Annotated in this window: 24 protein-coding genes and 3 tRNA genes; 25 read left to right on the top strand and 2 right to left on the bottom strand. The window is 42.6% G+C overall.

What is annotated here, in order from left to right:
- Window positions 1-18: 18 nt before the first annotated feature.
- From IPM44_04290 to IPM44_04250, 9 genes are all read left to right on the top strand, one after another.
- The gene (locus IPM44_04290; protein QQS26900.1) at window positions 19-1,179 is read left to right on the top strand and encodes a glycosyltransferase family 4 protein; all 1,161 of its coding nucleotides are present in this window, start codon (window positions 19-21) and stop codon (window positions 1,177-1,179) included.
- Window positions 1,172-2,146, top strand: a complete 975-nt coding sequence (locus tag IPM44_04285) for a glycosyltransferase family 2 protein (GenBank protein QQS26899.1) — start codon at window positions 1,172-1,174, stop codon at window positions 2,144-2,146. Before IPM44_04290 ends, IPM44_04285 begins: the two co-directional genes overlap by 8 nt.
- Window positions 2,146-2,994, top strand: coding sequence for a glycosyltransferase family 2 protein (locus IPM44_04280; GenBank protein ID QQS26898.1), 849 nt, complete (start codon window positions 2,146-2,148; stop codon window positions 2,992-2,994). Before IPM44_04285 ends, IPM44_04280 begins: the two co-directional genes overlap by 1 nt.
- Window positions 2,975-4,354, top strand: a complete 1,380-nt coding sequence (locus IPM44_04275; protein ID QQS26897.1) for an O-antigen ligase family protein — start codon at window positions 2,975-2,977, stop codon at window positions 4,352-4,354. Before IPM44_04280 ends, IPM44_04275 begins: the two co-directional genes overlap by 20 nt.
- Window positions 4,311-5,519, top strand: coding sequence for a hypothetical protein (locus IPM44_04270; protein ID QQS26896.1), 1,209 nt, complete (start codon window positions 4,311-4,313; stop codon window positions 5,517-5,519). Before IPM44_04275 ends, IPM44_04270 begins: the two co-directional genes overlap by 44 nt.
- Window positions 5,520-5,625: 106 nt before the next feature.
- On the top strand, window positions 5,626-6,060 hold the full coding sequence (locus tag IPM44_04265) for a DUF2177 family protein (protein QQS26895.1): 435 nt from the start codon (window positions 5,626-5,628) through the stop codon (window positions 6,058-6,060).
- The gene (locus IPM44_04260) at window positions 6,047-7,174 is read left to right on the top strand and encodes an NADP-dependent malic enzyme (GenBank protein QQS27379.1); all 1,128 of its coding nucleotides are present in this window, start codon (window positions 6,047-6,049) and stop codon (window positions 7,172-7,174) included. The genes IPM44_04265 and IPM44_04260 overlap by 14 nt, the downstream gene beginning before the upstream one ends.
- Window positions 7,175-7,192: 18 nt before the next feature.
- A complete protein-coding gene (locus IPM44_04255; GenBank protein ID QQS26894.1) occupies window positions 7,193-7,750 on the top strand; it encodes a hypothetical protein in 558 nt (185 codons plus the stop codon).
- 8 nt (window positions 7,751-7,758) lie between these two features.
- On the top strand, window positions 7,759-8,430 hold the full coding sequence (locus IPM44_04250) for a hypothetical protein (GenBank protein QQS26893.1): 672 nt from the start codon (window positions 7,759-7,761) through the stop codon (window positions 8,428-8,430).
- Window positions 8,431-8,458: 28 nt separating this feature from the next.
- Here the strand turns inward: IPM44_04250 and lexA are convergent, their stop codons facing one another.
- A complete protein-coding gene (lexA, locus tag IPM44_04245; GenBank protein QQS26892.1) occupies window positions 8,459-9,091 on the bottom strand; it encodes a transcriptional repressor LexA in 633 nt (210 codons plus the stop codon).
- A 101-nt stretch (window positions 9,092-9,192) separates the two neighbouring features.
- Between lexA and IPM44_04240 the strand changes: the two genes are divergently transcribed.
- From IPM44_04240 to IPM44_04230, 3 genes are all read left to right on the top strand, one after another.
- Window positions 9,193-10,383, top strand: a complete 1,191-nt coding sequence (locus IPM44_04240; protein QQS26891.1) for a polymer-forming cytoskeletal protein — start codon at window positions 9,193-9,195, stop codon at window positions 10,381-10,383.
- 147 nt (window positions 10,384-10,530) lie between these two features.
- Window positions 10,531-10,734, top strand: a complete 204-nt coding sequence (locus IPM44_04235; GenBank protein QQS26890.1) for a hypothetical protein — start codon at window positions 10,531-10,533, stop codon at window positions 10,732-10,734.
- Between the two features lie 126 nt (window positions 10,735-10,860).
- Complete coding sequence (locus IPM44_04230) at window positions 10,861-11,145, top strand: hypothetical protein (GenBank protein ID QQS26889.1); 285 nt, start codon at window positions 10,861-10,863, stop codon at window positions 11,143-11,145.
- A 79-nt stretch (window positions 11,146-11,224) separates the two neighbouring features.
- Here IPM44_04230 and IPM44_04225 read toward each other — a convergent pair.
- Window positions 11,225-11,300 (bottom strand) — tRNA-Ile (locus tag IPM44_04225).
- 247 nt (window positions 11,301-11,547) lie between these two features.
- Between IPM44_04225 and IPM44_04220 the strand changes: the two genes are divergently transcribed.
- The 13 genes from IPM44_04220 (at window position 11,548) to murJ (ending at window position 24,522) form a co-directional block, all read left to right on the top strand.
- Window positions 11,548-12,300, top strand: coding sequence for an ABC transporter ATP-binding protein (locus IPM44_04220; GenBank protein ID QQS26888.1), 753 nt, complete (start codon window positions 11,548-11,550; stop codon window positions 12,298-12,300).
- A complete protein-coding gene (locus IPM44_04215) occupies window positions 12,297-13,433 on the top strand; it encodes an ABC transporter permease (protein QQS26887.1) in 1,137 nt (378 codons plus the stop codon). Before IPM44_04220 ends, IPM44_04215 begins: the two co-directional genes overlap by 4 nt.
- A complete protein-coding gene (locus tag IPM44_04210; protein QQS26886.1) occupies window positions 13,424-15,043 on the top strand; it encodes a DUF2207 domain-containing protein in 1,620 nt (539 codons plus the stop codon). Before IPM44_04215 ends, IPM44_04210 begins: the two co-directional genes overlap by 10 nt.
- Window positions 15,044-15,078: 35 nt before the next feature.
- Window positions 15,079-15,480 carry a septum formation initiator family protein gene (locus tag IPM44_04205; GenBank protein ID QQS26885.1) on the top strand — a complete coding sequence of 134 codons (402 nt, stop codon included), beginning with the start codon at window positions 15,079-15,081 and terminating at the stop codon, window positions 15,478-15,480.
- A gap of 64 nt (window positions 15,481-15,544) precedes the next feature.
- Window positions 15,545-15,620, top strand: a tRNA-Met gene (locus IPM44_04200).
- Window positions 15,621-15,807: 187 nt separating this feature from the next.
- A complete protein-coding gene (locus IPM44_04195) occupies window positions 15,808-16,050 on the top strand; it encodes a hypothetical protein (protein ID QQS26884.1) in 243 nt (80 codons plus the stop codon).
- A 39-nt stretch (window positions 16,051-16,089) separates the two neighbouring features.
- Complete coding sequence (locus IPM44_04190) at window positions 16,090-16,428, top strand: hypothetical protein (GenBank protein QQS26883.1); 339 nt, start codon at window positions 16,090-16,092, stop codon at window positions 16,426-16,428.
- Window positions 16,429-16,534: 106 nt separating this feature from the next.
- Window positions 16,535-16,611 (top strand) — tRNA-Met (locus IPM44_04185).
- A 743-nt stretch (window positions 16,612-17,354) separates the two neighbouring features.
- Window positions 17,355-18,623 carry a polysaccharide deacetylase family protein gene (locus tag IPM44_04180; protein QQS26882.1) on the top strand — a complete coding sequence of 423 codons (1,269 nt, stop codon included), beginning with the start codon at window positions 17,355-17,357 and terminating at the stop codon, window positions 18,621-18,623.
- 39 nt (window positions 18,624-18,662) lie between these two features.
- Window positions 18,663-19,286 (top strand): sortase, encoded by a 624-nt coding sequence (locus IPM44_04175; GenBank protein QQS26881.1) that lies wholly within the window; start codon window positions 18,663-18,665, stop codon window positions 19,284-19,286.
- Between the two features lie 311 nt (window positions 19,287-19,597).
- On the top strand, window positions 19,598-20,932 hold the full coding sequence (tilS, locus tag IPM44_04170) for a tRNA lysidine(34) synthetase TilS (protein QQS26880.1): 1,335 nt from the start codon (window positions 19,598-19,600) through the stop codon (window positions 20,930-20,932).
- A gap of 32 nt (window positions 20,933-20,964) precedes the next feature.
- Entirely contained in the window at window positions 20,965-22,794 is a 1,830-nt protein-coding gene (gene ftsH / locus IPM44_04165) for an ATP-dependent zinc metalloprotease FtsH (GenBank protein QQS27378.1), read from the top strand.
- Window positions 22,795-22,914: 120 nt separating this feature from the next.
- Window positions 22,915-24,522, top strand: a complete 1,608-nt coding sequence (gene murJ, locus IPM44_04160) for a murein biosynthesis integral membrane protein MurJ (GenBank protein ID QQS26879.1) — start codon at window positions 22,915-22,917, stop codon at window positions 24,520-24,522.
- Window positions 24,523-24,525 lie beyond the last annotated feature (3 nt).

Raw genomic sequence — 24,525 nt, 5'->3', positions numbered from 1 at the left:
GTATAATATACAGTATATATGCGTGTAGCTATTTATCACAATCTACCAGATGGAGGAGCCATAAGGGCACTTCACGAACTAGTTAAGCACTCTTATGAAGAAGTTGACTACGATTTGTACCAACTTTTTCCAGCTAATGATGCATCTCGTTACAATTTTCGACCATATGTAAAAAAATATAAAAGCTATGATTTTAGCTATGATCCTTCAAGATTAGATATGTTTATAGAAATAGTAACGCGGTTCGCAAAGTTACGTCGTATACAGAAAAATATTGCCGATGAGATTGACAGTAAAAAGTATGATGCAGTATTTGTCCATCACTGTGCAATAGCGCAAACACCATTTTTGATGCAATATCTAAAAACTAAGAACCTATATTTTATCCAGGAGCCCAGGCGTTTAAGCTTTGAACAAGATTTTTATAATAAATCAAAAGAGATGATTCCCAAGGCTCTTCAAGCACCGTGGATTATTCGGCAAAAAATACTGAAAGACCTAGATGTGGCAAATGCTCGTAAGTGTTCGGCTGCACTTTGTAATTCAAAGTATGCGCAAGGAAATATTACTAAGGCTTATGGTATTGATGCTGAGGTGTGTTACTTGGGTATAGATCAAGAAAGATTCTTTTACGCTAAGTCAACCAAAAAAAACCAGATCGTTGTAGTTGGTACACTACATCCTGCTAAGGGTCAGGATTTAGCGATCAGGGCTTTATCGAAAGTTAAAGCTATGCATGGAGTAAGGCTAGTTTTTGTTTACGAAAATTATGATACAAGATACAAGCAAGAATTAGAGGTACTTTCAAAAAAGCTTGGCATGATAATTGAATTTAGACAAGGCGTTACAGATGGGCAGCTAGCAAAAATATATAGGGAGAGTATCGTAACGCTTGCTGTGGCCACGAAAGAGCCGTTTGGCTTTACCCCTATAGAATCAGCTGCATGCGGAACACCGACTGTAGCAGTAAATGAGGGAGGGTATCTGGAGACCGTCAATCAAGGTGTAAACGGATTATTATGCGAAAGAGAAGTAGACCCTCTAGCCCGTGCTATTGATGAAGCAATTCAAACTGAGTGGAGTCCAAGTAAAATGAGTAAGGAAGCTAGGGCTCATTGGAGCTGGCAAGCTTCGGCTAAGACCTATCTGACTGTGTTAAGGAGTCTAATAGATGGTTAAATCTAAAGTTACTGTGGTTTTGGTTAATTGGAATGGGGTGGAGATTATTTCAGCTGCTCTGGATTCTTTAAAAGTACAGACGTTTAAGAACTTTGAGATAATAGTTGTAGACAATAGCTCTCAAGATGACTCCATTAATTTTATCGCCAAAAACTACCCAGATGTGCATGTGATAGCTGAGAGTAAAAACCATGGGTTTGCTGAAGCAGTTAACATTGCTATTAGGGATGTTCATACAGAGTATTTTGCGTTACTGAATACAGATGCTATTGCTCATGAAGATTGGTTAAAACAGCTTGTAAAGATTGCTGATGCCGATGATAGATTGGCCGTTGTGACATCTGCATCTATATTGCCTGACGGAAAGACAATTGACGCATTGGGTGATGATATGAGCTGTTGGGGAATTGCTTCTCCAAGAATGAGAGGAAAGAGTGTTGCTTCTGTAAAAAAACAATCTAGCCAGGAAATATTTTCTGGATCGGGAGGCTATTCTCTTTATCGGACTAAAGTATGGCGCGAAATTGGAGGTTTTGATAGTCTATTTTTTATGTATTACGAGGATGTAGATTATTGCTATCGAGCTCGTCTCAAAGGCTACAGCATCGGATTAGCTCCCAAGGCCTTAATTACACATGGTCTGGGTGTATCTTCGAGTAAGCGAGGGAGAAATTTTTCTCGCCGCTATGTAATACGAAATGCTCAATATGTATATTGGAAAAATACTCCATCTGGAATAATATATCGCACAGTGGCTAAATTCTGCATAGCTAATATTTATATGATTGTAGCTGCCATCAAATCTTTGGCATTTAGAGAAGTATTTTTGGCATACCTCGAATTTGTTAGAGCGGTACCTCGCATCCGCAGAGAAAGAATACACATCCAATCCGAGAGAAAGGTTAACTGGCTAGATATCTACAGTGTCATGTCTCCAAAGTGGCCATTTGGGAGAGGGGATAATTAATGCGATTATCAATTATTTATGTTAACTACAACACAGAAGATTTATTGATAGATAGCCTAAAAAGCCTAAAAAAGAATTTAAGTTTAAAGCTCGATGACTATGAAGTATTAGTTATTGATAATGCATCCAAGCAGCTTAACAAAAAAAGAATTAAGCGAGTATGTAAAGATGCTAAGATTATTGAGCTTAGAAAAAACTACGGCTTTGGTCAGGGGAACAATAAAGGGGTGGGTCTAGCAGAAGGGGAATATATTTGGCTCCTCAACACAGACACACTCGTGCCTAAAGAAAATAATCTACATAAATTACTAGACTTTCTTAGTAGTAATCGAGATTATGCTGCGGCATTACCACTACTCACCGATGAGCAAGGATCTATACAGCCAACACAGATAGACGACTTTCCTTCGCTTTACAGACTTATAGTGTTAAAACCATTCAGATTTTTTAGTAGGTTATTAATGAGTAAAAAAAATGCTATGCCGGCTGTAGATCAGGATGTAGATGTTGCGGTTGCGGCGGCACTTGTGATCTCTAAGAAGGTTTTTCAGCAGATAGATGGTTTTGATGGGCGCTACTTCATGTATTATGAAGATACAGACTTGTGTAAAGCAGTTGCTGCGGCTGGTTATAAAATTAGGTTTTTTCCTTCTGCCCACATAATACATTTATGGGGAAGAAGTATTTCTTCGTCCTCCAGTAGAAAAAAATACTACTATGAATCACAAAATAAATACTTCAAAAAGTGGCATGGAGCAGTTGCTGCGGCAGTATTACGGATATTTCGTGCACCACTCTATATTAAAAATGTAATTTTAGCTGGAACAAATGAGAGAAAAGATACATAACATTTTAAAATACATTCGTAGCAATCCAGATCTCACTCTTTTGCAGGGGATGGTGTTAGTGCTACCTTTTGAGCGAATACCATCTATAGATGTATCCTTTATAACTTTGAGACCTAGTTTATTTATTGGTGGATTATTAATCTTGCGAGGACTGTGGATTCTTATTAAGTCCAGGAAATCTGGTTGGCTACCCATTGAAATAGTATTATTAGGCTTATTTATATTATGGGTTAGCCTAATAATACCTATATCAATTAATCAAATCAGGGCTATTCAAGTAGTTCTGTATACGGTATTTGCTATTGGTGTGGGGATTAGTGTCTTTTATTTATGGAAAAACATTGGTGAATTATCTAGAAGAAAGGTAATAATTACTTTATATATTGCCGCAATCATAACTTCTGTATTTGGAATATATCAATATTTTGGTGATTTTTTTGGGCTCAACTCTTCTTGGACTGGCCTTTCAGAAAGGTATAGCTGGAGGGTATTTGGCTTTGCGCGTATACAGTCTACAGGGCTAGAGCCGTTATATTTTGGCTCATATTTGTTGTTACCAACACTATTATTGATAAATGAAGTTTTATATAGAAAAAAAATAATCAGATATAGTGGGGTAGTCTTAACATTATTTATTGCCACTTTAAGCCTCACTCTATCGAGGGGGGCAATTTATGGTTTAATTGGAGCACTTATCTTAACTTTTGTTTGCACTGCTATCTACAGGAGAAAGCTTGTATCGGGCAGATTGGTAAGAGTTGCGCTTGCTATTGCTATTGGATTTATACTAGCACTATCCTGCATCCAGCTCTTTAATCGCACTCCATTAATAAGTGATAGCCCCGCCGAAGGCAAGAAAGCTGCAGGCGCTTATGTGCAACAGCTTACAAATTCTGGAGTGGAAGGATCTGGTGATGATAGGAGTCGTTTTCGCCTAAAGGCAATTCGTCTGTCTACATCGGACATGAATGTTTTACTGTTTGGAATTGGACCAGGGCAATTTGGCCCCTATATTCAAGGGCCTAATGCCGTAGGTGGGTGGGCAATAGTCAATAATTTACCACTAGAGATCTTACTAGAGACTGGACTTGTGGGATTAATTTTATTATTGACATTGATTATTCTATTGGTGCGACAGTCAATAATGTACTTACGTAGGCCAAACAGTCGCGATACTTATTTAGTGGCAGGATTGCTTACTTATATCTTTTCACAATTAATCCAAGCACAAACTTTTTCCACGCTCTACATCATGCATATTTGGGTGGCGATTGGGCTGCTGATGGGGGTTGTTGTGTCAAATAAGGATAATCTTAATGGCCAGGCTAAAAAGATTAAGAATACAACTAGTAAAAATTAACAGTAAGCTTTCTACTTTTATTAAAAAATATCCAGCCATAGTCATCCCGCTGGTGTGGATTATTAGTATGGTTATTTTACGGTTTTTTGTTGTATCTGTAATTCACCAACCTGGGAATACGACCTATAATCCACCCATTATAACTGGATTGATTGGTGCTATTAAGTGGGATGGGGTAAGTTATTTGGCTATTATTCAAAAAGGCTATGACCTATCTAGTTTTAATACTGTATTTTACCCCGTATTTCCTTTGATAATTTTCCTACTGCATAAAATTGGCATCAACATAGTAGTAGCAGCTCAGTTCATTAATGCCATAGCATTACTTATTGCATCGCAAGGTTTGTATTTACTGACAATGGAAGTTACTAGAAAGCGTAAAGTAGCAATCCTGACCATACTTGCCTGGCTGGCCTTTCCAAGTGCACATTTTTTTATTGCTTTCTATACTGAAGCAGTTTTTGTTGCGTTGGCTACGTGGTCGTTATTGCTATTGCTGCGCAAAAAATATTTGGCTTCTGGGATTCTGGCGGCATTAGCTGGCGGTACGCGAGGTGTGGGGATTATATTTGCCATAGTTATTGCCGCGCAGTATTTATCTGATAAAAATTGGTCGTGGCGTAAGATTGATTGGCAGATTGTATCTATCCCGGTAGCTCTTGCTGGAACTGGTACGTATTGGTTGTGGCTCTATAGTAAAACCAATGTGTATCCGTGGGTTTACTTTGCAAGTATCTATGATAAGTATTGGCCCTATATGGGCTTTGAGGCAAATATTTTTCGCACCATATATAAAGAAACAACTGGCATGATCGGGCTCGTGGGGTCTACGGCTTGGTTGGACGATTGGTTCAGTCAGCTATTTACCAGGCTGCATTTTTTTATAGCTTGGCTAGCAATTGCGTGGAGTGCTTGGGTTGGCTGGAGAAAGAAGTTACCAATATCTTTAGTGGTATATTCCGGATTAACCGCACTAACATTGGTATTAACCGGCAATTTTGTTTCAGATAGTCGATACATTTTAGCGGTATTCCCGGTTTTTATCCTCATTGCGATGTGGTTGGATAAACAAGCTGAGTGGGTGCGAACATTGTATTTTGTCTTATCGGCAGTTGGGCTCGGTGCGATGCTCACGATGTTCTCTAATGGCTACTGGGTTGGTTAGTGGGGTGGTGCTGATAAGAAAATGCTACGGTACAGCTATGACTTTATAAACAATACACACTTACTACATCTACCTTTTTAGCTTTAGCATGATACGATATAAGTCAATGCAAAAGAAGATAACTTCATTCGCCATATGCCTGACTGTCTTTTTGGCTCTACACTATACCTGGACGCAATGGGCGGCAGATGGGATATATAGTCGTGCACTAGAGCCCTATGCAACGGCTGGGTTCTCGGCAGTATGGTTTATGGTTTTTGGACTATTTTTTACGGCTGGGCTAGTTTGGTTAGCATTGTTTTCTGGCGATAAGCGAGCTGGTATGGGCAAATCGCTCCTGCGAGCTGGAATTTATGGCTTAGCAATATTTGGCCTCAGCAATATTAGAAATTTACAGCTTTTTTCTGACTGGCAGCTTGGTATTTCTATAATTGACACTGTGTGGGGTGTGGTTGTCGCCACAACTAGCGTGGCCTTAACAATAATTATTTTAGAGAAGCTAAATGAGAAAAAGATAGGAGCCCGACATCGATCCGATTGAATATCACAAAAAGTATCATGGCAAGATCCACATTGAAGCTAATGCCGAACTCACGCCCGAGTCTTTGACGGCCTTTTATACGCCGGGGGTTGCTTTGGTTTCCAAAGAAATTATTGAAAATCCAGAGCGTGTTCGGGAGCTAACCAGTACAGCTGGGGCAGTCGCAGTAGTTAGTGACGGCTCGGCGGTGTTGGGGTTAGGCAATGTGGGGCCGCGGGCCGCTTTGCCGGTGATGGAAGGTAAGGCGATGTTGTTTCGCGAGCTGGGTGGGGTGAACGCCTGGCCAATTGTGCTGGCAACGCAGGATGCGGAAGAAGTGGTACGGACGGTGCGTGCGATCGCGCCAGGCTTTGGTGGGATAAATTTAGAAGATATCGCAGCGCCAGCTTGTTTTGAGATTGAGCGACGCCTGCAAGAAGAGCTAGATATTCCGGTGGTGCATGACGATCAGCATGCCACGGCCATTGTTGTACTGGCAGGGTTATATAATGCCTTAAAGGTGGTGGGTAAGGATTTGGCGCAGTGCAAGGTGGTGGTGAATGGTGCTGGAGCAGCTGGATCGGGTATAGCGCGATTGTTGCATGCTGCGGGTGTGGGTGAGTTATTGGTGGTTGATTCAAAAGGTATTTTATCGACCAATCGTACGGATTTATCTTCTGAGAAGCTTGCATTAGCTCAGATTAGTTCCACTCAACAAATGGGCGACTTGCGAGATGCCTCAAATGGAGCAGATGTACTGATTGGTGTTTCGGTGGCGGGAGCTTTTAATGAGCGGATTATCCGAGCTATGAATAGTGAGCCAATTATTTTTGCGCTGGCAAATCCGGAGCCAGAAATATTGCCGGAAGATGCTAAAAAAGCTGGTGCTACAGTTGTGGCTACTGGTCGATCGGACTTTCCGAACCAGATCAATAATGTGTTGGTGTTTCCTGGATTATTTCGCGGCTTGATGGCTGCTCGAAAGAAAAATATTACAGTAGACGATAAGTTGCGCGTTGCTCAAGCCTTGGCGGACATCATTGACGAGCCTACGGTTGATAACATAGTGCCGGATGTTTTTGATAAACGAGTCGCCTCCTGCGTTGCTCAGGCCATTATAGGTGGTACAATATAGCCATAAGAGGTATATATTATGGCAAAGTTACCAGCTGGTCCATCAAAAAATAATACAAAAAAACCCATGTCAACTGGTGTCAAAATAGCCATTGGTGTTGCTGGCGTTGTAGCCTTTTTATTTGTGGGAGCTATTATTGCTGGCATTTTTGCAGCTAGTACAATTTTTGGTTTTGTGCGAGATAATAAAATAAAAGTTGATGAAAAAAGTGGCTCCATAGAAGTGACTACTCAAGATGGGCAGGGGACATTTTCCAGTAAAGCTGAGCTGCCCAAGAATTACCCTTCCGATATTCCAGTGTATCCTGGCGCAACGGTGGTTTATTCTGTGGTCAAAGAGGGTGAAGGGTCAAATGTTACCTTGCAGTCTGCCGATGATGTGCAGAAGATAACTGCATATTATGAGGAGCAGTTGGCGACTCAAGGTTGGGCGAAGTCCGAAGGTCAGTCAAGCTATTTTGCGATGGGAGTTGGTTTTGCTGAGAAAACACCACGCAAGCTATCGTTTATTGTGACGCAAGATACTAAGGAAGGTAAGACCATGACGGTGATTGTTGTGACGGAGAAATCTTCTTAAAAACTCCTATGAACGAAAAGTATCTTGTAACGCCACAAACATCGGCTCAAATTCAACAGCAAGCCGTCATGCAAGATCCCGGGCGTGAGCTACAAGAGGCTCGGGCTCGAAGCTATGCGGTTGCTGCGCCAGTGGGGTTTATAGCCTACATTGCAACGTCTATCCTGTACCTAGTAGCAGTTAATATTAAGACGATCGCTAAAGTTTTGAGTGGTTCGACGAGTGTTGATTCGGCTGCCCTAGCTCAACAGATTGGTAGTCAGCTGATGGTATATGGTGACTTACAGATAGTAAACTGGATCACTATTGTGCTTTTTTGGGGCACAGTGGGGCTGGGGGTTTATACGCTATTCTGGCTAGGTATGGCCTTCTTTACTACTGCCCGTAATGGCCTAATTGTAGAAACAGCCTTTTCTAACCGAGGGCATTTTCAGGATAGGATTAGGGTGCCTCTCATAAAGCTATTGTTGCTTGCAGGAATGATTATCACTTTGATACTTACGATTAAGTGGCTAGGGCCATTTTGGGCTAACTTGTTTGCCAGGGGAGTATATTCATTGTCATCCCAGGTGATTATTGGTGTAGTTGAGATGTTGGCCGCTGTAGTCGGAACTTTTTTGAATATTTATATTATTCGCTCACTGATAGTTTACTTCAGACATGCAGACGCAATATTCTAGTCGGTAGTCAAAATAGCGATATCAGTAGCTAGTTATACTTACGGATTAGACCAATTACTACTCCTTGAATTTGGAGATCCATATCTGGTGTTATATAAATGGGGTCCATAGTATCGTTGGCGGGCTGCAGACGTACTCGACCAGCTTCTTTATAGTAGCGCTTGAGGGTAGCCTCCGAGCCATTAACTAGTGCCACTACGACTTCACCGTTAGAGGGCACTTCTTTTTCTTGCACCACTACATAGTCTCCGCTGTGGATGCCGTCGTTAATCATAGACTGCCCCTTAACTTGCAAGACGTAGCTATTGCGTTTTCCAACCATGAAAGGTGGAACTTCCAGAGTATCTGGATGGCCAGAGACGGTTTCAATTGGCGAACCAGCAGCGATGAGTCCTAAAATAGGCAGGCGCATACCAGAGTCGGTAATAGTAGCGGCCTCAACTTCGCCAACTGGGAGGAGGGAACGAGCAGAGTTATTTCCTTTAGTTAGAAGGCCCTTTGCGACAAGCGAGTCGATATGCTGGGCGACAGTAGCGACAGAATTAAGCTTTAGTCCATTAGCAATCTCACGGTAGCTTGGTGAGTAGCCGTGTTGCTCGATAAAAGACGAAACATAATCTAGTGTTCGCTTTTGTTTTTTAGTAAGTGGTTTGCGGATCATAATCCCTCCTTTATGAATACTGCTCTTAAATCAATAATAACGAACAAGTTACGAACGTGTCAAGTCTTGTGTTTAATGTATTTTCGGCGTTTAATAAAAATATGAAATCCCCAAAAATCCTAATTAGCTTAATTATTGCTTTATTTGTGGTACTATTTTCGGTTGGCATTGCGCGAGCTGCCGATACTTTGGCTGAACTATCAGCCGACCAAACAATAAATGGTATCTATATTAGAGCTGCTGACAAAATATTGATTAAGGGGACTGTGCAGGGTGATGTGATAGTCGCCGGTGGTGAAGTTGAGATTGATGGCTCGGTTAAGGGGAGTGTTTATGCGGTGGCAGAAAAGGTGGTCGTTAGGGGGAGGGTTGACGGCAATATTCATGTTGCTGGTGCTGATGTGGAGGTTAGCTCTCAGGATTCAGCTTCAGTTTTTCTTGCCGGTAGCACTGTTCAGCTGGGCGAGCAAGCTAGTATTCAGAATTTGTTTGCTGCTGGTGGCGAACTTTCAATACGCGGTGACGTGGATCAAAGCATTTATGTAGCTGGCACCGAGGTGGTAATAGCGGGCAAGACTGGTGGAGATGTTACGGTTGCGGGTGAGAAAATCACCGTTCAGGGATCGAGTGAGATTGGAGGAAATCTTAACTATAGTTCACAAAATCAGGTTGCTATCGAGAACGATCGTTCAATTCAGGGTTCTATTAAGCGGGCTGAGCCAGATCGTGCTACTTCAACTCAAGAGCGTATCATGATTCAGTTGGTAGATTTGGTGTATTGGCTAATTGCTAATATATTGATTGCCAGCGTATTGCTTTATGTTGCGCCAAAACTATTTTTCAGTACCGCTACTGGTCTTAATAGGAGACTATTTTATGATTGCCTTAAGGCTGTGGCATTGGTGGTGATTGTACCAATAGTGTTAATCTTGATGCTATTTACGATTATCGGCATACCATTAGCTGCCGTGTTGGCGCTACTATTTATATTAGTACTTGTGATGGCTCCTACAGCTAGCGCTAACTTTATTGGTAGGCTAATTATGGAAAAGCTTCAGTCAAATAATAAAAATACAAAGACAGCCAGCTACACTACTGAGCTAGTTGCTACGATAATTGGGTTTGTAACTTTAGCGGTAGTCGGCTTAGTGCCGGTACTTGGTGCAGTTATTAGTTTGACGGCTTTCATTTTGGGGGTAGCATTAATTGGCGGTAGAGGTATGGATATTTTGAGGCCAGAGCGGACAAAAGAGATGTCTATCAAGCCTTCGGCAATAAAAAGTAATGGGTGAGATAGTCGAATGATACCAATTATATTTTAAGCTGTCCTAACCTGTAGATCAGAAGAAAATATAAAAAAGTTTGCGTAAAGGTGTTGACAGGTTGGCTCTCCTGGCCTAACCTGGAAACATAACTAGTAATAAGGAGTGAAACAAGATATGGCATACCAGCACACTAATTCAAAAGGTCAAACTTACATTTTGCACCAGCGCGACGTAACCCTAAAGGGTGGTCGTCAGCAACGTATTTACTTCTTCGCTCGCGAAGCTAAGGAAGGTGCAATTGACGCTTTGCCAGAGGGCTACATGGTTGTTGAAAACACCCGTACAGGTCTTCCAATCCTCAAAAAAGAGAATAAGTAAGACCGATTCTTTTAGAACGCAAAAACCCACCTATATGGTGGGTTTTTGTTATGGTTGGCCCCTGATAAGTAGAACTGATATAATCGTAGTATCCCATACTAAATTACCTAAAGGAGAAAAGATTTTATGGACCCACAGACACAACCAGAACCAGCTACGCCAACTCCTGGTGTAGTAACTCAGCCAGATCCAGCAGGAGCTCCGGTAGCTGCACCAGAGCCAACCACACCAGAGGCACCAGCTGCCCCAGCTCCAGAAGCGCCAGCTGTAACTGAGGCGCCAGCCGCTCCAGAAGCTCCAGTTGAGCCAACTCCGGACCAAGCAGTTGAAGGAGCGCCCAATCCTATACCTGAGGCTCCAGCTGTTCCTGAGGCTCCAGCTGCACCACCGGCTGACGGCGCTGTAGCATAAAAGGCTTTTAAAAACTAAAATAACCTCGTTGATACGGGGTTATTTTTTATAAAAAATCACCTACTATAAGGTGATTATGTGGTGGGCCCGGCTGGATTTGAACCAGCGGCCAATCGATTATGAGTCGACTGCTCTAACCACTGAGCTACGGGCCCACACTATATTTACGAATCTTTCTCGTAGATCCGTAGCTCAAAGGTTATGGTTAGAGCAGTTTTTTAAAGCGCGACTACGTCACAATAACCACTGAGCTACGGGCCCACACTATATTGCTAGTTTGGGAAGCTCCTATATTGTACCTGCTTCTGCTAGTTTATGACAAAAGCATTATTCATGGAATATAAATTTCTACTTTATGGAAACTTAATTTTTTATACCAGTTTGCAGTATACTTAATACTGCATGGCACTAATTACCGTCAAGAATTTACATAAAAGCTACGATGACTTCGAAGCAGTTCGGGGGGTGAGCTTCGCAGTGAAAAAGGGTGAAGTCTTTGGTATATTGGGGCCGAACGGTGCAGGTAAAACTACCACTTTAGAAATGATGGAGGGGATGCGCGAGATTACTTCTGGGTCGATTGTAATTGATGGGACGGATGTGGCAAAAGATCCGTATGAAGTCAAAGAGAAGATTGGTGTACAGCTACAAAGCTCTAGTTTTTTTGAAAAGCTATCTTTAGTTGAGATTTTACATCTATTTTCTAATCTGTATGATCAAAATAAAGACCCCAAGGAACTCTTAGAGGAAGTTGACTTAACTGAAAAATCAAAGGCTCAAGCTAAAGAGCTTTCGGGTGGCCAACGACAGCGTTTTTCGATTGCTGCCGCACTAGTTAATGATCCGATTGTTTTATTTTTAGATGAGCCAACTACCGGGCTGGATCCGCAGGCTAGGCGTAATCTTTGGGAGTTGGTTCGCCAGATCCAAGCTTCTGGCAAGACGGTTATTATTACTACCCATTATATGGATGAGGCAGAATATTTGTGTGATCGAATTGCGATTATGGATGAAGGTAAGATTGTAGCTCTTGATACACCAGAAAATCTAATTAAGTCATTATTAAAGCGAGGCTTTAAACCGCATCGCCAGGTAGCTCCAGCAACACTTGAGGATGTATTTATTGATTTAACTGGTAAGGAATTGCGGGAATGAGTAAAGCCAAAAAGCCCGATACTGCACTTTTGAAGCGTCGAATATATGCGCTTCATGCCCTAACGGTTGCCAGTATGAAGATGTACTTCCGCAATAAGACTGGTGTATTTTTTACATTGTTTATTCCAGTGATTCTGATATTTGTGTTTGGCTTTTTGTTTCAGAGTAATGACTTTAAGACTGATATAGCAATTACAAATTACAGCCAGACGGAGCTATCGCAAAAGTTTGTCCAATCCTTAAAAGAGGTTAAGGCTTTTACTGTAAAGGAAGTAAGTGAAGGGGAAGCGGCTGATTTACTGGGGCGAGGCCAGATAGACTTGCAAGTGATTGTGCCGGATACATTTGGTCAGCCCGACCCAGCCACACGCAGCCTGAAGCCAGCCACTATTCAGACCTACTATAATGAAGGGAATCCGCAGGTTGGCCAGACAACAAACTTAATTTTATCGCAGATAGTAGCTGGCTTTAATGCGCAGGCCACTCAGGCGCCAGTGGTTTTGAGTGTGGAGTCTAAAGGTGTTAAGACTAATAATTTATCACAAATTGATTTCTTTTTACCTGGCGTGATTGCCATGTCGATTATGCAATTAGGGATATTTGCCGTAGCTTTTGCCTTTGTAGCTTACAAAACAACTGGCCAGCTACGTCGCATACAAGCTACTCCAACTCGCCCAATGTATTTTGTTGTGGCGCAAGGCACTAGCCGGCTTATCATATCGGTTGTGCAAGTTTTATTACTTTTGGCGCTTGGGATGTGGATTTTTGACGCTCACATGATTGGCTCACTCCTAAGCTTTCTTTTTGTGGCAGCTTTGGGATCGGCAGTATTTTTAGGTATTGGCTTTGCAATAGCGGGCTGGGCACGAGATGAAAACCAGGCCACACCGGTAGCGCAGTTAATTCAATTCCCCATGCTGTTTTTATCTGGCGTATTCTTTCCGCGCGAAGGATTGCCACAGTGGCTAGAGAGTATCACAAGACTATTGCCACTAACATTTCTGGTTGATGCTTTGCGTAAAATTGCTACCGAAGGAGCCAGCCTTTGGGCACTACACTCAGAGCTCCTTGGGCTTTTGGTGTGGGGTGTAATTATATATATTATTGCAACACTAGTGTTCCGATGGGAGTAAAAATGCGTCGATTGGCTTGGGTTATTATAGTGGCATTAGGTCTGATTGCTCCACTGAGCGCAAAAGCCGATTCAATCAAATCCATATCAACTGATATTGCGGTCACTCAAGATGGTGTAGCTAATTTTTATGAAAAAATACTTTATTCTTTTGATGGTCAAAGGCATGGTATTTATCGAAAGATTCCGTATGTTGGTCAGATTGATGAAGGTAAGTATCTGTATTTTGATTTCGCACTCAATGGCGTTACGCGTGGAGGGTCGGAGGAGCCTGCCAAGAAAGTTCAAGAAGGGGCTTTTCAGCGCATCACGATAGGCAATCCAGATAGTAGAATTGGTGGGGTTCAGGAATACGGCGTGCGGTATAGCCTTAGCCCGGTTGTACGGAAAGATCCAGCTGGAGACTATATTACTTTAAATGTTCATGGTACGGGGTGGGATGTACCAGCTCAAGATGTGAGTGGGCATATTAACTTACCCGCAGGTGCGACCGTCTTAAAGCAAGAGTGTTTTACGGGTAAGCAGGGAGAAAAAAATAAGGATTGTATTATTATTGGGAGCTCGGATAATCAGAATAGTGTGCAGGTACGCGCTACCAAGCCCCTTCCAGCAGGTGAAGGTATGACAGTTGATTTGCTTGTTCAACCGGGGTCATTTCAAGAAGGAGCCTTTGCGACTATAAGCAACCAGAAGCCAGAGATGGACCGGGGCAATTGGCCGGGATGGCTAGCAAATCTGAAAAGTATAATGAATATTGTTGCATTGCTGATTGCTCTTGGGGTGACAGCAATTTTTATTCGTCGTTCGATGGCACGACAAGCCCGTCGTAAGCAAGAAACTGTGGTGGCTCAGTTTGAAGCTCCCGCCGAATTATCGCCAGGCCAAGTGGGCCTGATCTCTGACGAAGTTGCCGATAGTCGTGAGGTAACGGCTATGTTGATAGACCTGGCTCGGCGTGGTCATTTAACTATTGGCTATGAACAGCAAAAGCGCTTTTTCGGCACCAAAGATCGGTTTTTGCTCACATCTGCAAAGAGTGCAGATAAATTATCTACTGCTGAGCAAACTCTTTTGCAGGGTGTCTTTAGTGGCGGTCCAACAATTTATGTTGACGAGTTAAAGCCGAATGATATGGTAAAGGTGGTATCTTCGGTTCGTACACAGTTAACCGATAGCTTAAAGTTGGCTGGATTATTTGCTGAAAAGCAAAGATTCTTATCGCCACAAAACCTTACTGAAAAAGGTTATGATGTTTGGGCACAGGCTGAAGGCCTTAAGCTATATCTTAATGTAGCCGAGAAAGATCGTATGAAGTTTGCCGAAGCTCCAGATAAAACTCCAGAGCGTTTCACTAAATTATTGCCTTACGCCATAGCTCTAGGGGTTGAAAAACAATGGGCCAAACAGTTTGAGGGGATTGATATCGAACCGGCAACACATAGCTGGTATCATGGCGCACATAGTTCGAGTCCGGTCTTGTTTACAAACATGTTAACAAGCTCATTCTCAACTAATGTTTCATCGCATACCTCACCTCCGTCATCGAGCGGTGGGTCTGGTGGTGGGTTTTCTGGTGGTGGCGCTGGTGGCGGCGGCGGCGGTAGCTGGTAGCTTAGCGCAAGTACTACACATGCTACAATGTCATTATGAAGCCAACTCTTAAAGATAAGATTTTTGACTATACTCGCTTAGCATTTTGGGTGGGTCTGATTGCAACAATTTATGTAATGGCTGCATTGGTTAATTTAAGTGCAAAAAATACAGCAATTCGTGAGAAGGCTGATAAAATAGAGGAAGAAAATGTAGTGTTGGAAAATGATATTGAAGCACTGCGTGCCCAGATATCTTACTATCAGAGTGATGCCTATAAAGAGCGATTTGCCCGTGAGAAGCTTGGCTTGCAAACTAGTGGCGAGCAAGTTGTGATTGTTGGTCGTGGTGATACACATAAGGAGGTTGATCATGGTGCAGATACTACATCGCAGGTAACGCTACCGCAGAAATCTCATCTTGAAGAATGGGGTGATTTTCTTTTTGGCGCCCAATAATCTGCATAGCAGTATTTCAACAGATTGACAAAAGCTCTACAAATCTGTAAAATACTACTTATATCGCGGGGTGGAGCAGCTGGCAGCTCGTCGGGCTCATAACCCGAAGGTCGCAGGTTCGAATCCTGCCCCCGCTACCAAAAATTAGGCCCTCAATTTGGTGGGCTTTTTGTTTTTTAAAAGCATTGTGTGGCAGGGTTGTCATGATACGGCTATAATATCAATAATGAATATTTCAGACATACAAATTGGTGTTTTAAAAATAGGTGGCGATGAGATTGTATAATTATTTGTCAGGATTTGCTTTTACTGACGGAGGCACAAGATATGTTATTTGAGTCTGGCATACCATATTGGCTTTTACCGATTCCTTTGGCAATTTTCTTTGCAGTTATATACGTTGTTTATGATTGGCAGCGTCATCGCAAGCCACTTATTGCTCAAGACCCCAGTGTGCGATACACCATTTGGCATCACTTAAGGGTGGTAACAATACCAGTCTTTAAGTATCGGATTAGTTTTGTGGTGAGTAAACCGGCTAGTGAAGGGGATCAACCGCCAGCCCAATAAGTATATTTTTATAGGGTTAATAATGTAAGAGAGTACAATATGCAGTTAATTGATAGCGTGAAGTCATTTTTAAATCAGCGCACTTGGCTCAAAAAATATTTATTAATTATATCGATAGTGGCATTGTTAGCCGCTATGATGCTTGTCATATCGATTGTGGCCGATTTAGTTAACTGTAGATTATCTGAGAGTAGTGCGAGTGGTGGGTATATCTGCAATAGCCTCAATGTAGCTGCTTTTACGACCGTAGTCATTGCGTTTATAACGGTACCAATTATAGTGGTGTTTATTATTGTATATATCTTCCAAGATCTTATTAAAATATTTCGCAAGACTCGATCAAGCCAAGCTACCCCTGGTTCAAAACCTAAAATGTAGAGGTATTACGAGCATAGAGTTGTAGGTGGTGTTTGGCAGTAATGCTGAATCTGGTAAAATTGACAAATATTTGATAAGATAGTGCAGTTCAAGGTATGTTAGCCGTGGCTGCGTAGCTCAGTTGGTCAGAGCAATGGACTCATAAGCCAGAGGTCGGTGGTTCAAATCCACCCGCAGCCACCAATGGGTCGCCTTGATGCTCGACTGAATTAATTATTAATAACAACTAGACTGGCGATATTTGGGCCTTCGGTGGTCTATTTTTAATCCGTTAACAAGAGAAATTTTAGCCAAATCTACCACAGCCATACCGTCATAGATGAGCAAGGTGAGCGCTGGGGACTAAGTCTTGAAGATGCTGCTTACGATGCTGTTCGAAACAACATCGTCACCGTCAATGATGCCAGGACTGTGCCGATTGTTGTGATTGAGACATTTCCGAACGGAGAGCTGAACTTGTGAAGGATCCCATAGTCAAGCGTGAGGCGGCGAAATGATCACGTCAGAGCAATCGTAGTCCTCGAGATCTTGCTATGATTAAGCGAGCGCTCAATATCTGATATCTGCCCACTGCAGTAGCATATATACCAAGATCCTCGAGCTTATTAGGGTCTTTTCTGCATGAAAATAGAACTTATACTTGCAATAATTAAAAAATTATGATATAGTTCGGGTCCTACAGACGTGCTTTATGTGTGTCTGTCAATAGAGTCATTATTTTACGTTATTCACAGTGGTTTTACAGAAATATACTAGTCTGAATGATGGACTCTACCACAAGTATACAAATGTAGCTTTAAAAGCATGGTTTACAATAATTTACGAACATAAATTTGCTTATGTCAGATAAAAATTCGTATTTTGTTGGCTAGGTTTTATGGGCTGAGGTATGCATACTAGATTATGAAACTAGGGGAGGTAAGTATATGAAATTACGGATAGCGATGGTTACCGCAGTTATGTTGGGGCTTTTTATGTTAGCCCAAAATGCTCAAGCCGCAACAGATTTAATTAATAACGGATCACTCGAAGCTGGTGGAGCAGGGCAGGTTACTGATTTTTCACCAGATAGTTGGGGATCTTTACAGGCGGCCTTTTCCGTCCCAACTACTGGCGCACAAAGTGGCTCACGTTCGGCTTATATAAAAGTTACCAAATACAAAGATGGCGATGCTCGCTGGACTCCAGGTGCGGTTGATGTACAGCCTGGCACCACTTACACATATTCGAACTGGTATAAGTCAAATGTGCGTACCGAAATTGATGCAGAAATTGAGATGCAGGATGGTTCTGTGCAGTATTTGTGGCTCAAGGATGTAGGAGCTAGTAAGGCTACCTGGAAACAGGTGAAGGCAACCTTGACGGTACCGCAAGGTGCAAAACGTATGACCATTTATCATTTAATTGCTCGCAACGGTTGGCTGCAGACTGATGGCTATAGCTTAAGTGGTGCAGGAGTGCCAACACCCACCACTCCACCACCAACACCCACCACTCCACCACCTTCAACTCATCAGCCATTTTCGCGACCCTTAGTTTCGATCGAGTTTGATGACGGCTGGAATAGTGCTTACCAACACGGACTACCATTAGTGGAGAGCTTTGGCTGGCGCCCAACTCAGTACATCATTACCGATACGGCAATCAACAATGCTAATTATGGAAATGGCACTTATATGACTCCGGCGCAAATTAAGGATTGGAACAAGCGTGGTGATATTGGTAGTCATACAATTTCACATCCAAGCTTGCCTGGCCTTGGTCAAGCTCAAATGTCTAGTGAGTTAACTGCCAGCAAGAATTACTTGGATAATCTACTGGGCGAACCAACTAGGTTATTGGCTACACCATACTGTGAATCGAGTGCTAGTGTTGTGAGTGTTGCAAAAACTTTGTATCAGAGCTCTCGAAATTGCGAACCAATTGCCAATACCAAAGCTAATTTTGATCGCTATAACCTTAATAGTTTTATAGTCTTAAACACCACTACTGATGCCGAAATCATTACGGCTATCAATCAGGCTAAAGCCTCAAATGGCTGGCTTATCTTGGTTTGGCATGAAGTGTCTGGTGATAATAAAAATGCCTGGAGTGTTAGTCCGGCAACTTTACAGCGACAACTTCAGCTGGTTAAGAATTCTGGTATTACCGTCACAACTTCACAATCGGCTCTAAACGAATCTCTTGGTTTATAGTTTTTTATTTTTAGCAAATACGCATATAATAAATAACATATGCGTTTTGCAAAAAATCGTAATAGTAAGCAGTTTCGGGGGTCGTCACTAAAACGGTCTCGACGGACTGGTCTCGGTAGGGTATTGGCTTTAATACTTGCTGTCGTTTTTCTTGTGATTGGTTTATATTTGGGGCTTCTACTTTTGGCACCAACCCAAACTAAATTACCGGTTAAGAGTGGGATTGACTTGAGTACTACAGATGACTCTAACGATATGAGGGATAGAATTCAGATAGAAAAAATTAATCTGGAGGTACCCTTTTATACTGGTGGAGCTGAAGCTCTTGAGAAGGGCGCTTGGCATCGTTTTCCAGATCGAGGCAATCCTGTAAAAGGTGGCAATTTTATTTTATCAGCTCATCGTTTTAAGATTGCTGGCGATCCAGTTTTAACGAAAGTTCGTTCACCGTTCTATAATTTAGATAAGTTGGTGGTGGGCGATACAATTCGGGTGTTCTTTAATGAAGAGTGGTACACCTATAAAGTGACAAAAATATATGATGTAGCACCAGATGCGGTGGAGATTGAGGATGCAACGAGTGATTCAAAGCTAACACTCTATAGTTGTACATTATCAGGCTCGGCTGATGGTCGCATTGTAGTGGAAGCTAAAAAAGACTAGTTAGTTTTGAAATAATTTATGCTTGCTATATAAGTGAGAAGAGATATTTATGAGGGTGTATAGTTTGCTTACAAAAATTACTTCTGTTATTTAAGTGATGGTGGCAGGTTTCTTTTTTATGGCACCTCATGCTTAAGTCACTTCAGCTACTTTTACTGTTACTAACGTCAATGACTCTGATGCTGGTTCATTGCGTCAAGCTATTACAGATGTCAATACTAACTCCAACCCAGCCGATATGGATATGATTTTGTTTAATGTCGTATGTGGTGGAGATGCGTTAAGACCCAGACTGGGCTACAATAGAATATATGCTCCATCAGCTTGAAAAAACCCTTAGACGGCAAGCGCTTATGCCAGAGCACGGTACATATATCGTGGCGGTTTCTGGTGGGCGTGACTCGGTTACACTTTTAGATTTACTACATCGCTTACAAGAAAAATGGGATTGGCAATTAATTGTTGCACACCTAGATCATGGTCAGCGTGAGGCATCGGCTGATGATGCTAGCTTTGTGGGGGCATTGGCTGATCGGTACGGATATAAATATTTATTGGGTGTTTTACCAAGAACCCCCCAAAGTGAGGCTGTTTTGCGCCAGGCTCGCTACAATTGGTTAGATGAAGTTCGTCGTGAGGCAGGTGCGGATAAAATTGTCACCGCTCATCATCGGCACGATAGGCTGGAGACGACGGCTTGGCATGCTATTCGGGGTGCCGATCGGGTTGGCCTGACGAGCCTCGGCAATAGGCATGATATTGTGGTGCGCCCTTTAATTGGTTTTGGGCGAGGGGATTTAATTACCTATGCGGCATTGCGTGATTTGCAGTGGCGAGAAGATGCCACCAATAATGATCGATCCTACACGCGTAATCTAATTCGCCATGAGCTCATGCATTTTGCGCCAACTCAAGATGCGCACTACCATAATAATCTATCTAATTGGATTGACCATCTAGAGACGATAAATGATCGAATTGAGCAGAAGCTAGGACATTTACTTGCCGAAATTGGTGATAAGATTGCTGGCGGCTATGAGATTGACCGAGTGAAGTTTTTACGACTTTCGCCATTAGTCCAGTTAAATTTACTTTCGTATATGGCGCGTCAACTAACTGCTGGCCGGCGGATTTCACAGCGTAATCTAGATTCGGCACTGGCCTGGTGGGCAAGTGCTAGTTCGGGGAGCTATTCGGAGGCTCTACCAGGGTTGCTGATGGCGCGAGAATATGATAGAGTGAAGTTCGTCTTGCGTTCGGCAACACCTGAATATTCCGTATCGGATAAGACTCAGCAGCTTCCATTTGGAAAAGTACTGCAGTTTGGTAAATTTAATCTGGTACTACAGGACGGGCAAGTAGATGATGGAACTTGTCTTGCTAGTCATTATCTTAGGCCGCATACCTATTATGTGCGTAGGTGGCAGTCGGGCGATAGAATAGCACCCATTGGAATGCGTGGCACGAAGAAGATTCAAGACATTTTTGTTGATAGAAAAGTTCCCCGAAGTGAGCGTTTGACGTGGCCAATTGTGGTGACGGAAAAAAATGAGGTGGCCCTAGTACCAAGACTTGCTCGGAGTAGGCATTTTGCACCAGCTGGGGTAGATGCGCCAGCCCACACGTTGGCCGTAAAAGTGGCTTAGTTTTAGAAGGTAGGTAAAATATGATCAAGAAAATCCCACGGAATATGATATATGTCCTTATTGGAACGGTGGTTTTGATTGGGCTATTAGTTTTAAATAGCCAAACTCAAGAAAAGCCTCAGTCTGTATCGCTGTCTAGGTTGCTGGAAGAAACTAGAAAAGATAATGTTGAGTCGATTAAAATAAACGGCCAGCAACTTTTAATTAAGCTAAAAGACGGCCAGAAACAGGAAGCCTTTATGGAGGCTAACGCCATGTTGACCGACTACGGTGTGGATTATTCAAAGGTAAAGATCGATCCGCAAAATCCTGATGATGGTTCGGGCAAGTGGATGGATGCCCTGTTTGCCTTCCTGCCAGTGGTATTTATTATTGGCTTCTTCTACTTTATTATGCGTCAGGCTCAGGGTCAGAATAATGCTGCTATGAGCTTTGGTCGCTCGAAGGCTCGTGTGGCAGGTGGTGAGACTCAAAAAGTAACCTTTAGCGACGTGGCCGGAGCGATTGAAGCCAAGCAAGAATTGCAAGAGATTGTAGAATTTCTAAAATATCCTAAAAAGTTTGAGGCTTTGGGAGCCAAGATTCCTAAAGGCGTGTTGCTTTTTGGCTCACCTGGTACTGGTAAAACCTTGATGGCACGCGCTGTTGCCGGTGAGGCTGGTGTGCCATTTTTCTCAATCTCTGGTTCGGAGTTTGTTGAAATGTTTGTTGGTGTTGGTGCCAGCCGAGTGCGCGATTTATTCGCTAGAGCTAAGAAAAACTCACCATGTATTGTGTTTATTGATGAGATTGATGCAGTTGGCCGTCAGCGTGGTACTGGCCTGGGTGGCGGACATGATGAACGCGAGCAGACACTCAATCAAATATTGGTAGAGATGGATGGATTTGAGCAGGGTACTAATGTAATTGTAATGGCTGCCACCAACCGACCGGATGTGCTAGACCCAGCATTACTGCGACCTGGTCGATTTGACCGTCGGGTTACGATTGATGCTCCAGATATGAAGCAACGCGAAGAGATTCTTGGTGTACACACCCAAAAGAAACCATTAGATAAAGATGTCAATCTGGCTGAAGTTGCTCGTAAGACCCCAGGTGTGTCGGGTGCTGATCTGGCAAATATTGCCAACGAAGCTGCTATTCACGCTGCCCGTAAGGATCGCAAAAAGATTACTCAAGCTGATTTTCATGAAGCAGTTGAAAAAGTTGCGTTGGGCCCAGAGCGCAAGAGCCATGTCTTAAGCGACAAAGAAAAGAAGATCACGGCTTATCACGAAGCTGGTCATGCATTACTCTCGCATCTATTGGAAAATTGTAATCCAGTACATAAAGTTTCGATTGTATCGCGCGGTATGGCTGGAGGAGTTACTTGGAGCTTGCCTACAGAAGATAAGCACCTTCATTCGGTGGCTGACTTTTTGGATGAGATTACCATGAGTTTGGGTGGACGGACAGCTGAGAAAATTGTGTTTGGCGATGTCACCACTGGGGCTGAGAGCGATTTGAAACATGCCAACCAGCTGGCTCGGCGGATGATTACCGAGTATGGTATGGGGCGTGAGCTGAATAATCAAGTTTTTGGATCGCATGAAGGTTCGGTTTTCTTGGGTCGTTCGTTTGCTGAGGGGCGTAATTATTCTGAGCAGACTCAAGACAAGATTGATGAAGAGGTGGCACATATTATTCGTGAAGCCACTAAGCGAGCGGAAGAGGTAATTATTAGTCATCGAGCTAAGCTAGATCAGATTACCGATAAGCTGATTGAAGAAGAAACAATCGAAGGTAAGGAGTTTGAGGCACTATTCGATTCCGTTGATAAAGAAAAAAAGGCTCCCCCTAAGGCGAAAAAAACGGTAAAATAGAATATAGAGTTTTAGGCTTTTTATAAATGTGAGGTTGGCTCTCGATAGCTTATATTGTCGTATTGATACATCTAATAAGCTTGAGGTCAACTTCTTTTATTAAAACCAAAAAGTTATTTTATGATGAAACGCTCAGTCCGATCAATTTTATCCAAAATTAATAAGCGCCGGTCTATCTCAATGGCGGCTGCTTTAATTTCGCTATCTTATTTATTGAGCCGACTACTGGGACTCGTGCGAGATCGACTCTTGGCGTCTAACTTTGGCTTGTCACCACAAGCTGATGCTTATGCAGCGGCTTTTCGCATTCCAGATCTACTTTTTACTCTCTTGGTATCGGGCGCTTTTGCAGTTTCTTTTATACCGGTTTTTGTTGGCTTCTTAGAGCGTAAAAAAGTTGATGAAGCTTGGGAAGTAGCTAGCACCCTTCTAAACTTATTAGTACTTGTTACGGCGGTATTTGGAGTGTTTTCTTTTATTTTTGCAGAGCCTTTGGTGAAGTTGATTGCTCCTGGCTTTGACGCTGAGCGGATGGAATTAACCGTTCATCTGACTCGAATTTTATTAATTACACCATTATTTTTTGCAATCTCAGCGATTTTTGGCGCTATTCAGCAAGCCTTCCAGCGCTTTGTACTGTTTGCTCTAGCTAGCGTGTTTTACAATATCGGCATTATCTTTGGTATCCTATTTCTGGAACCACTATTTGCCCAGCCGATTTATGGGGTGGCCTGGGGTGTAGTAGCAGGCACTGCCTTGCAGGCAATTATGCAGTCATTTGGCCTGGTGGGGCTTGGTTTTCGCTATTCTTTTAGTATTAAATTTTGGCACCCGGCTGTTATTCGTGTCTTAAAATTGATGGTACCCCGCTCACTAGACTTGGGTATTGAACAAGTCAATACTATTGTTGAAACGGCAATTGGGTCACAGCTAGCTGCTGGATCATTATCGAGCTATTATTTTGCAAATAATTTAAAAAATGTTCCACTCGGTTTATTTGGTGGAGCAATTGCAACGGCAGTCTTCCCGACGCTTATTAGAGCCTCCAAATCAAAAGATAAACATCGCTTACCAAACGAAATAGTTCGTACCTTATCGCTCGTATTATTTTTAATTGTTCCATCAATGGCTGTTACGGTGGTAATGCGAGGATATATTGTGCGCTTGCTGCTGGGCTTTGGTGATCAAACCACAGCTGATACCTTGGGTTGGTTTGCGGGCGTAATTGTGGCGCAAAGTTTATTTTTTGTGGTGGCAAGAATTTTCTACGCCCTAGAAGACACCAAGACACCACTTTTTACCAGTATTTTTACATTGTTTATTAATATCCCGCTGAGCTATTTATTTGCTCGGATGTTTGGCACGCCGGGGCTTGCGATGGCACTTTCTTTAGTGACAAGTATTGAGTTAATTATTCTTATGTTTTTACTGCGCCGAAAGATCGGACCCTATGGTGGGCGGAGTATTTTACGTACGGCCGTACGCACAAGTTTAGCCACGCTAGTAATGGCTTCGGTGATGTATATGATGATTGTATCGCTGTTCCCGCTATTGCGCGGAGATGTTGGTTGGCGTACTCTGGGGCCAAAGTTTGCCTTTATTTGTACGGTTGGTGTTTTTGTTTATTTCTTTGCTACAAAACTATTACGCGTTAAAGAGGCCGATATGGTGCTGAGGTTAGTAAAATCTCGTTATCGTAAGCGATTAAGAAAGCATATTGGAGCATAAGGG

It is taken from the genome of bacterium, assembly GCA_016700035.1.
Classification (GTDB): domain Bacteria; phylum Patescibacteriota; class Saccharimonadia; order CAILAD01.
The sequence above is the reverse complement of the archived record's forward strand: the minus strand, read 5'-3'. Positions and strand labels throughout refer to the sequence as shown.

Coding starts and splice junctions, on each gene's coding strand:
- IPM44_04290 (QQS26900.1), top strand. CDS start 19: ATGCGTGTAGCTATTTATCACAATCTACCAGATGGAGGAGCCATAAGG.
- IPM44_04285 (QQS26899.1), top strand. CDS start 1,172: ATGGTTAAATCTAAAGTTACTGTGGTTTTGGTTAATTGGAATGGGGTG.
- IPM44_04280 (QQS26898.1), top strand. CDS start 2,146: ATGCGATTATCAATTATTTATGTTAACTACAACACAGAAGATTTATTG.
- IPM44_04275 (QQS26897.1), top strand. CDS start 2,975: ATGAGAGAAAAGATACATAACATTTTAAAATACATTCGTAGCAATCCA.
- IPM44_04270 (QQS26896.1), top strand. CDS start 4,311: ATGGCCAGGCTAAAAAGATTAAGAATACAACTAGTAAAAATTAACAGT.
- IPM44_04265 (QQS26895.1), top strand. CDS start 5,626: ATGCAAAAGAAGATAACTTCATTCGCCATATGCCTGACTGTCTTTTTG.
- IPM44_04255 (QQS26894.1), top strand. CDS start 7,193: ATGGCAAAGTTACCAGCTGGTCCATCAAAAAATAATACAAAAAAACCC.
- IPM44_04250 (QQS26893.1), top strand. CDS start 7,759: ATGAACGAAAAGTATCTTGTAACGCCACAAACATCGGCTCAAATTCAA.
- lexA (QQS26892.1), bottom strand. CDS start 9,091: ATGATCCGCAAACCACTTACTAAAAAACAAAAGCGAACACTAGATTAT.
- IPM44_04240 (QQS26891.1), top strand. CDS start 9,193: ATGAAATCCCCAAAAATCCTAATTAGCTTAATTATTGCTTTATTTGTG.
- IPM44_04235 (QQS26890.1), top strand. CDS start 10,531: ATGGCATACCAGCACACTAATTCAAAAGGTCAAACTTACATTTTGCAC.
- IPM44_04230 (QQS26889.1), top strand. CDS start 10,861: ATGGACCCACAGACACAACCAGAACCAGCTACGCCAACTCCTGGTGTA.
- IPM44_04220 (QQS26888.1), top strand. CDS start 11,548: ATGGCACTAATTACCGTCAAGAATTTACATAAAAGCTACGATGACTTC.
- IPM44_04215 (QQS26887.1), top strand. CDS start 12,297: ATGAGTAAAGCCAAAAAGCCCGATACTGCACTTTTGAAGCGTCGAATA.
- IPM44_04210 (QQS26886.1), top strand. CDS start 13,424: ATGGGAGTAAAAATGCGTCGATTGGCTTGGGTTATTATAGTGGCATTA.
- IPM44_04205 (QQS26885.1), top strand. CDS start 15,079: ATGAAGCCAACTCTTAAAGATAAGATTTTTGACTATACTCGCTTAGCA.
- IPM44_04195 (QQS26884.1), top strand. CDS start 15,808: ATGTTATTTGAGTCTGGCATACCATATTGGCTTTTACCGATTCCTTTG.
- IPM44_04190 (QQS26883.1), top strand. CDS start 16,090: ATGCAGTTAATTGATAGCGTGAAGTCATTTTTAAATCAGCGCACTTGG.
- IPM44_04180 (QQS26882.1), top strand. CDS start 17,355: ATGAAATTACGGATAGCGATGGTTACCGCAGTTATGTTGGGGCTTTTT.
- IPM44_04175 (QQS26881.1), top strand. CDS start 18,663: ATGCGTTTTGCAAAAAATCGTAATAGTAAGCAGTTTCGGGGGTCGTCA.
- tilS (QQS26880.1), top strand. CDS start 19,598: ATGCTCCATCAGCTTGAAAAAACCCTTAGACGGCAAGCGCTTATGCCA.
- murJ (QQS26879.1), top strand. CDS start 22,915: ATGATGAAACGCTCAGTCCGATCAATTTTATCCAAAATTAATAAGCGC.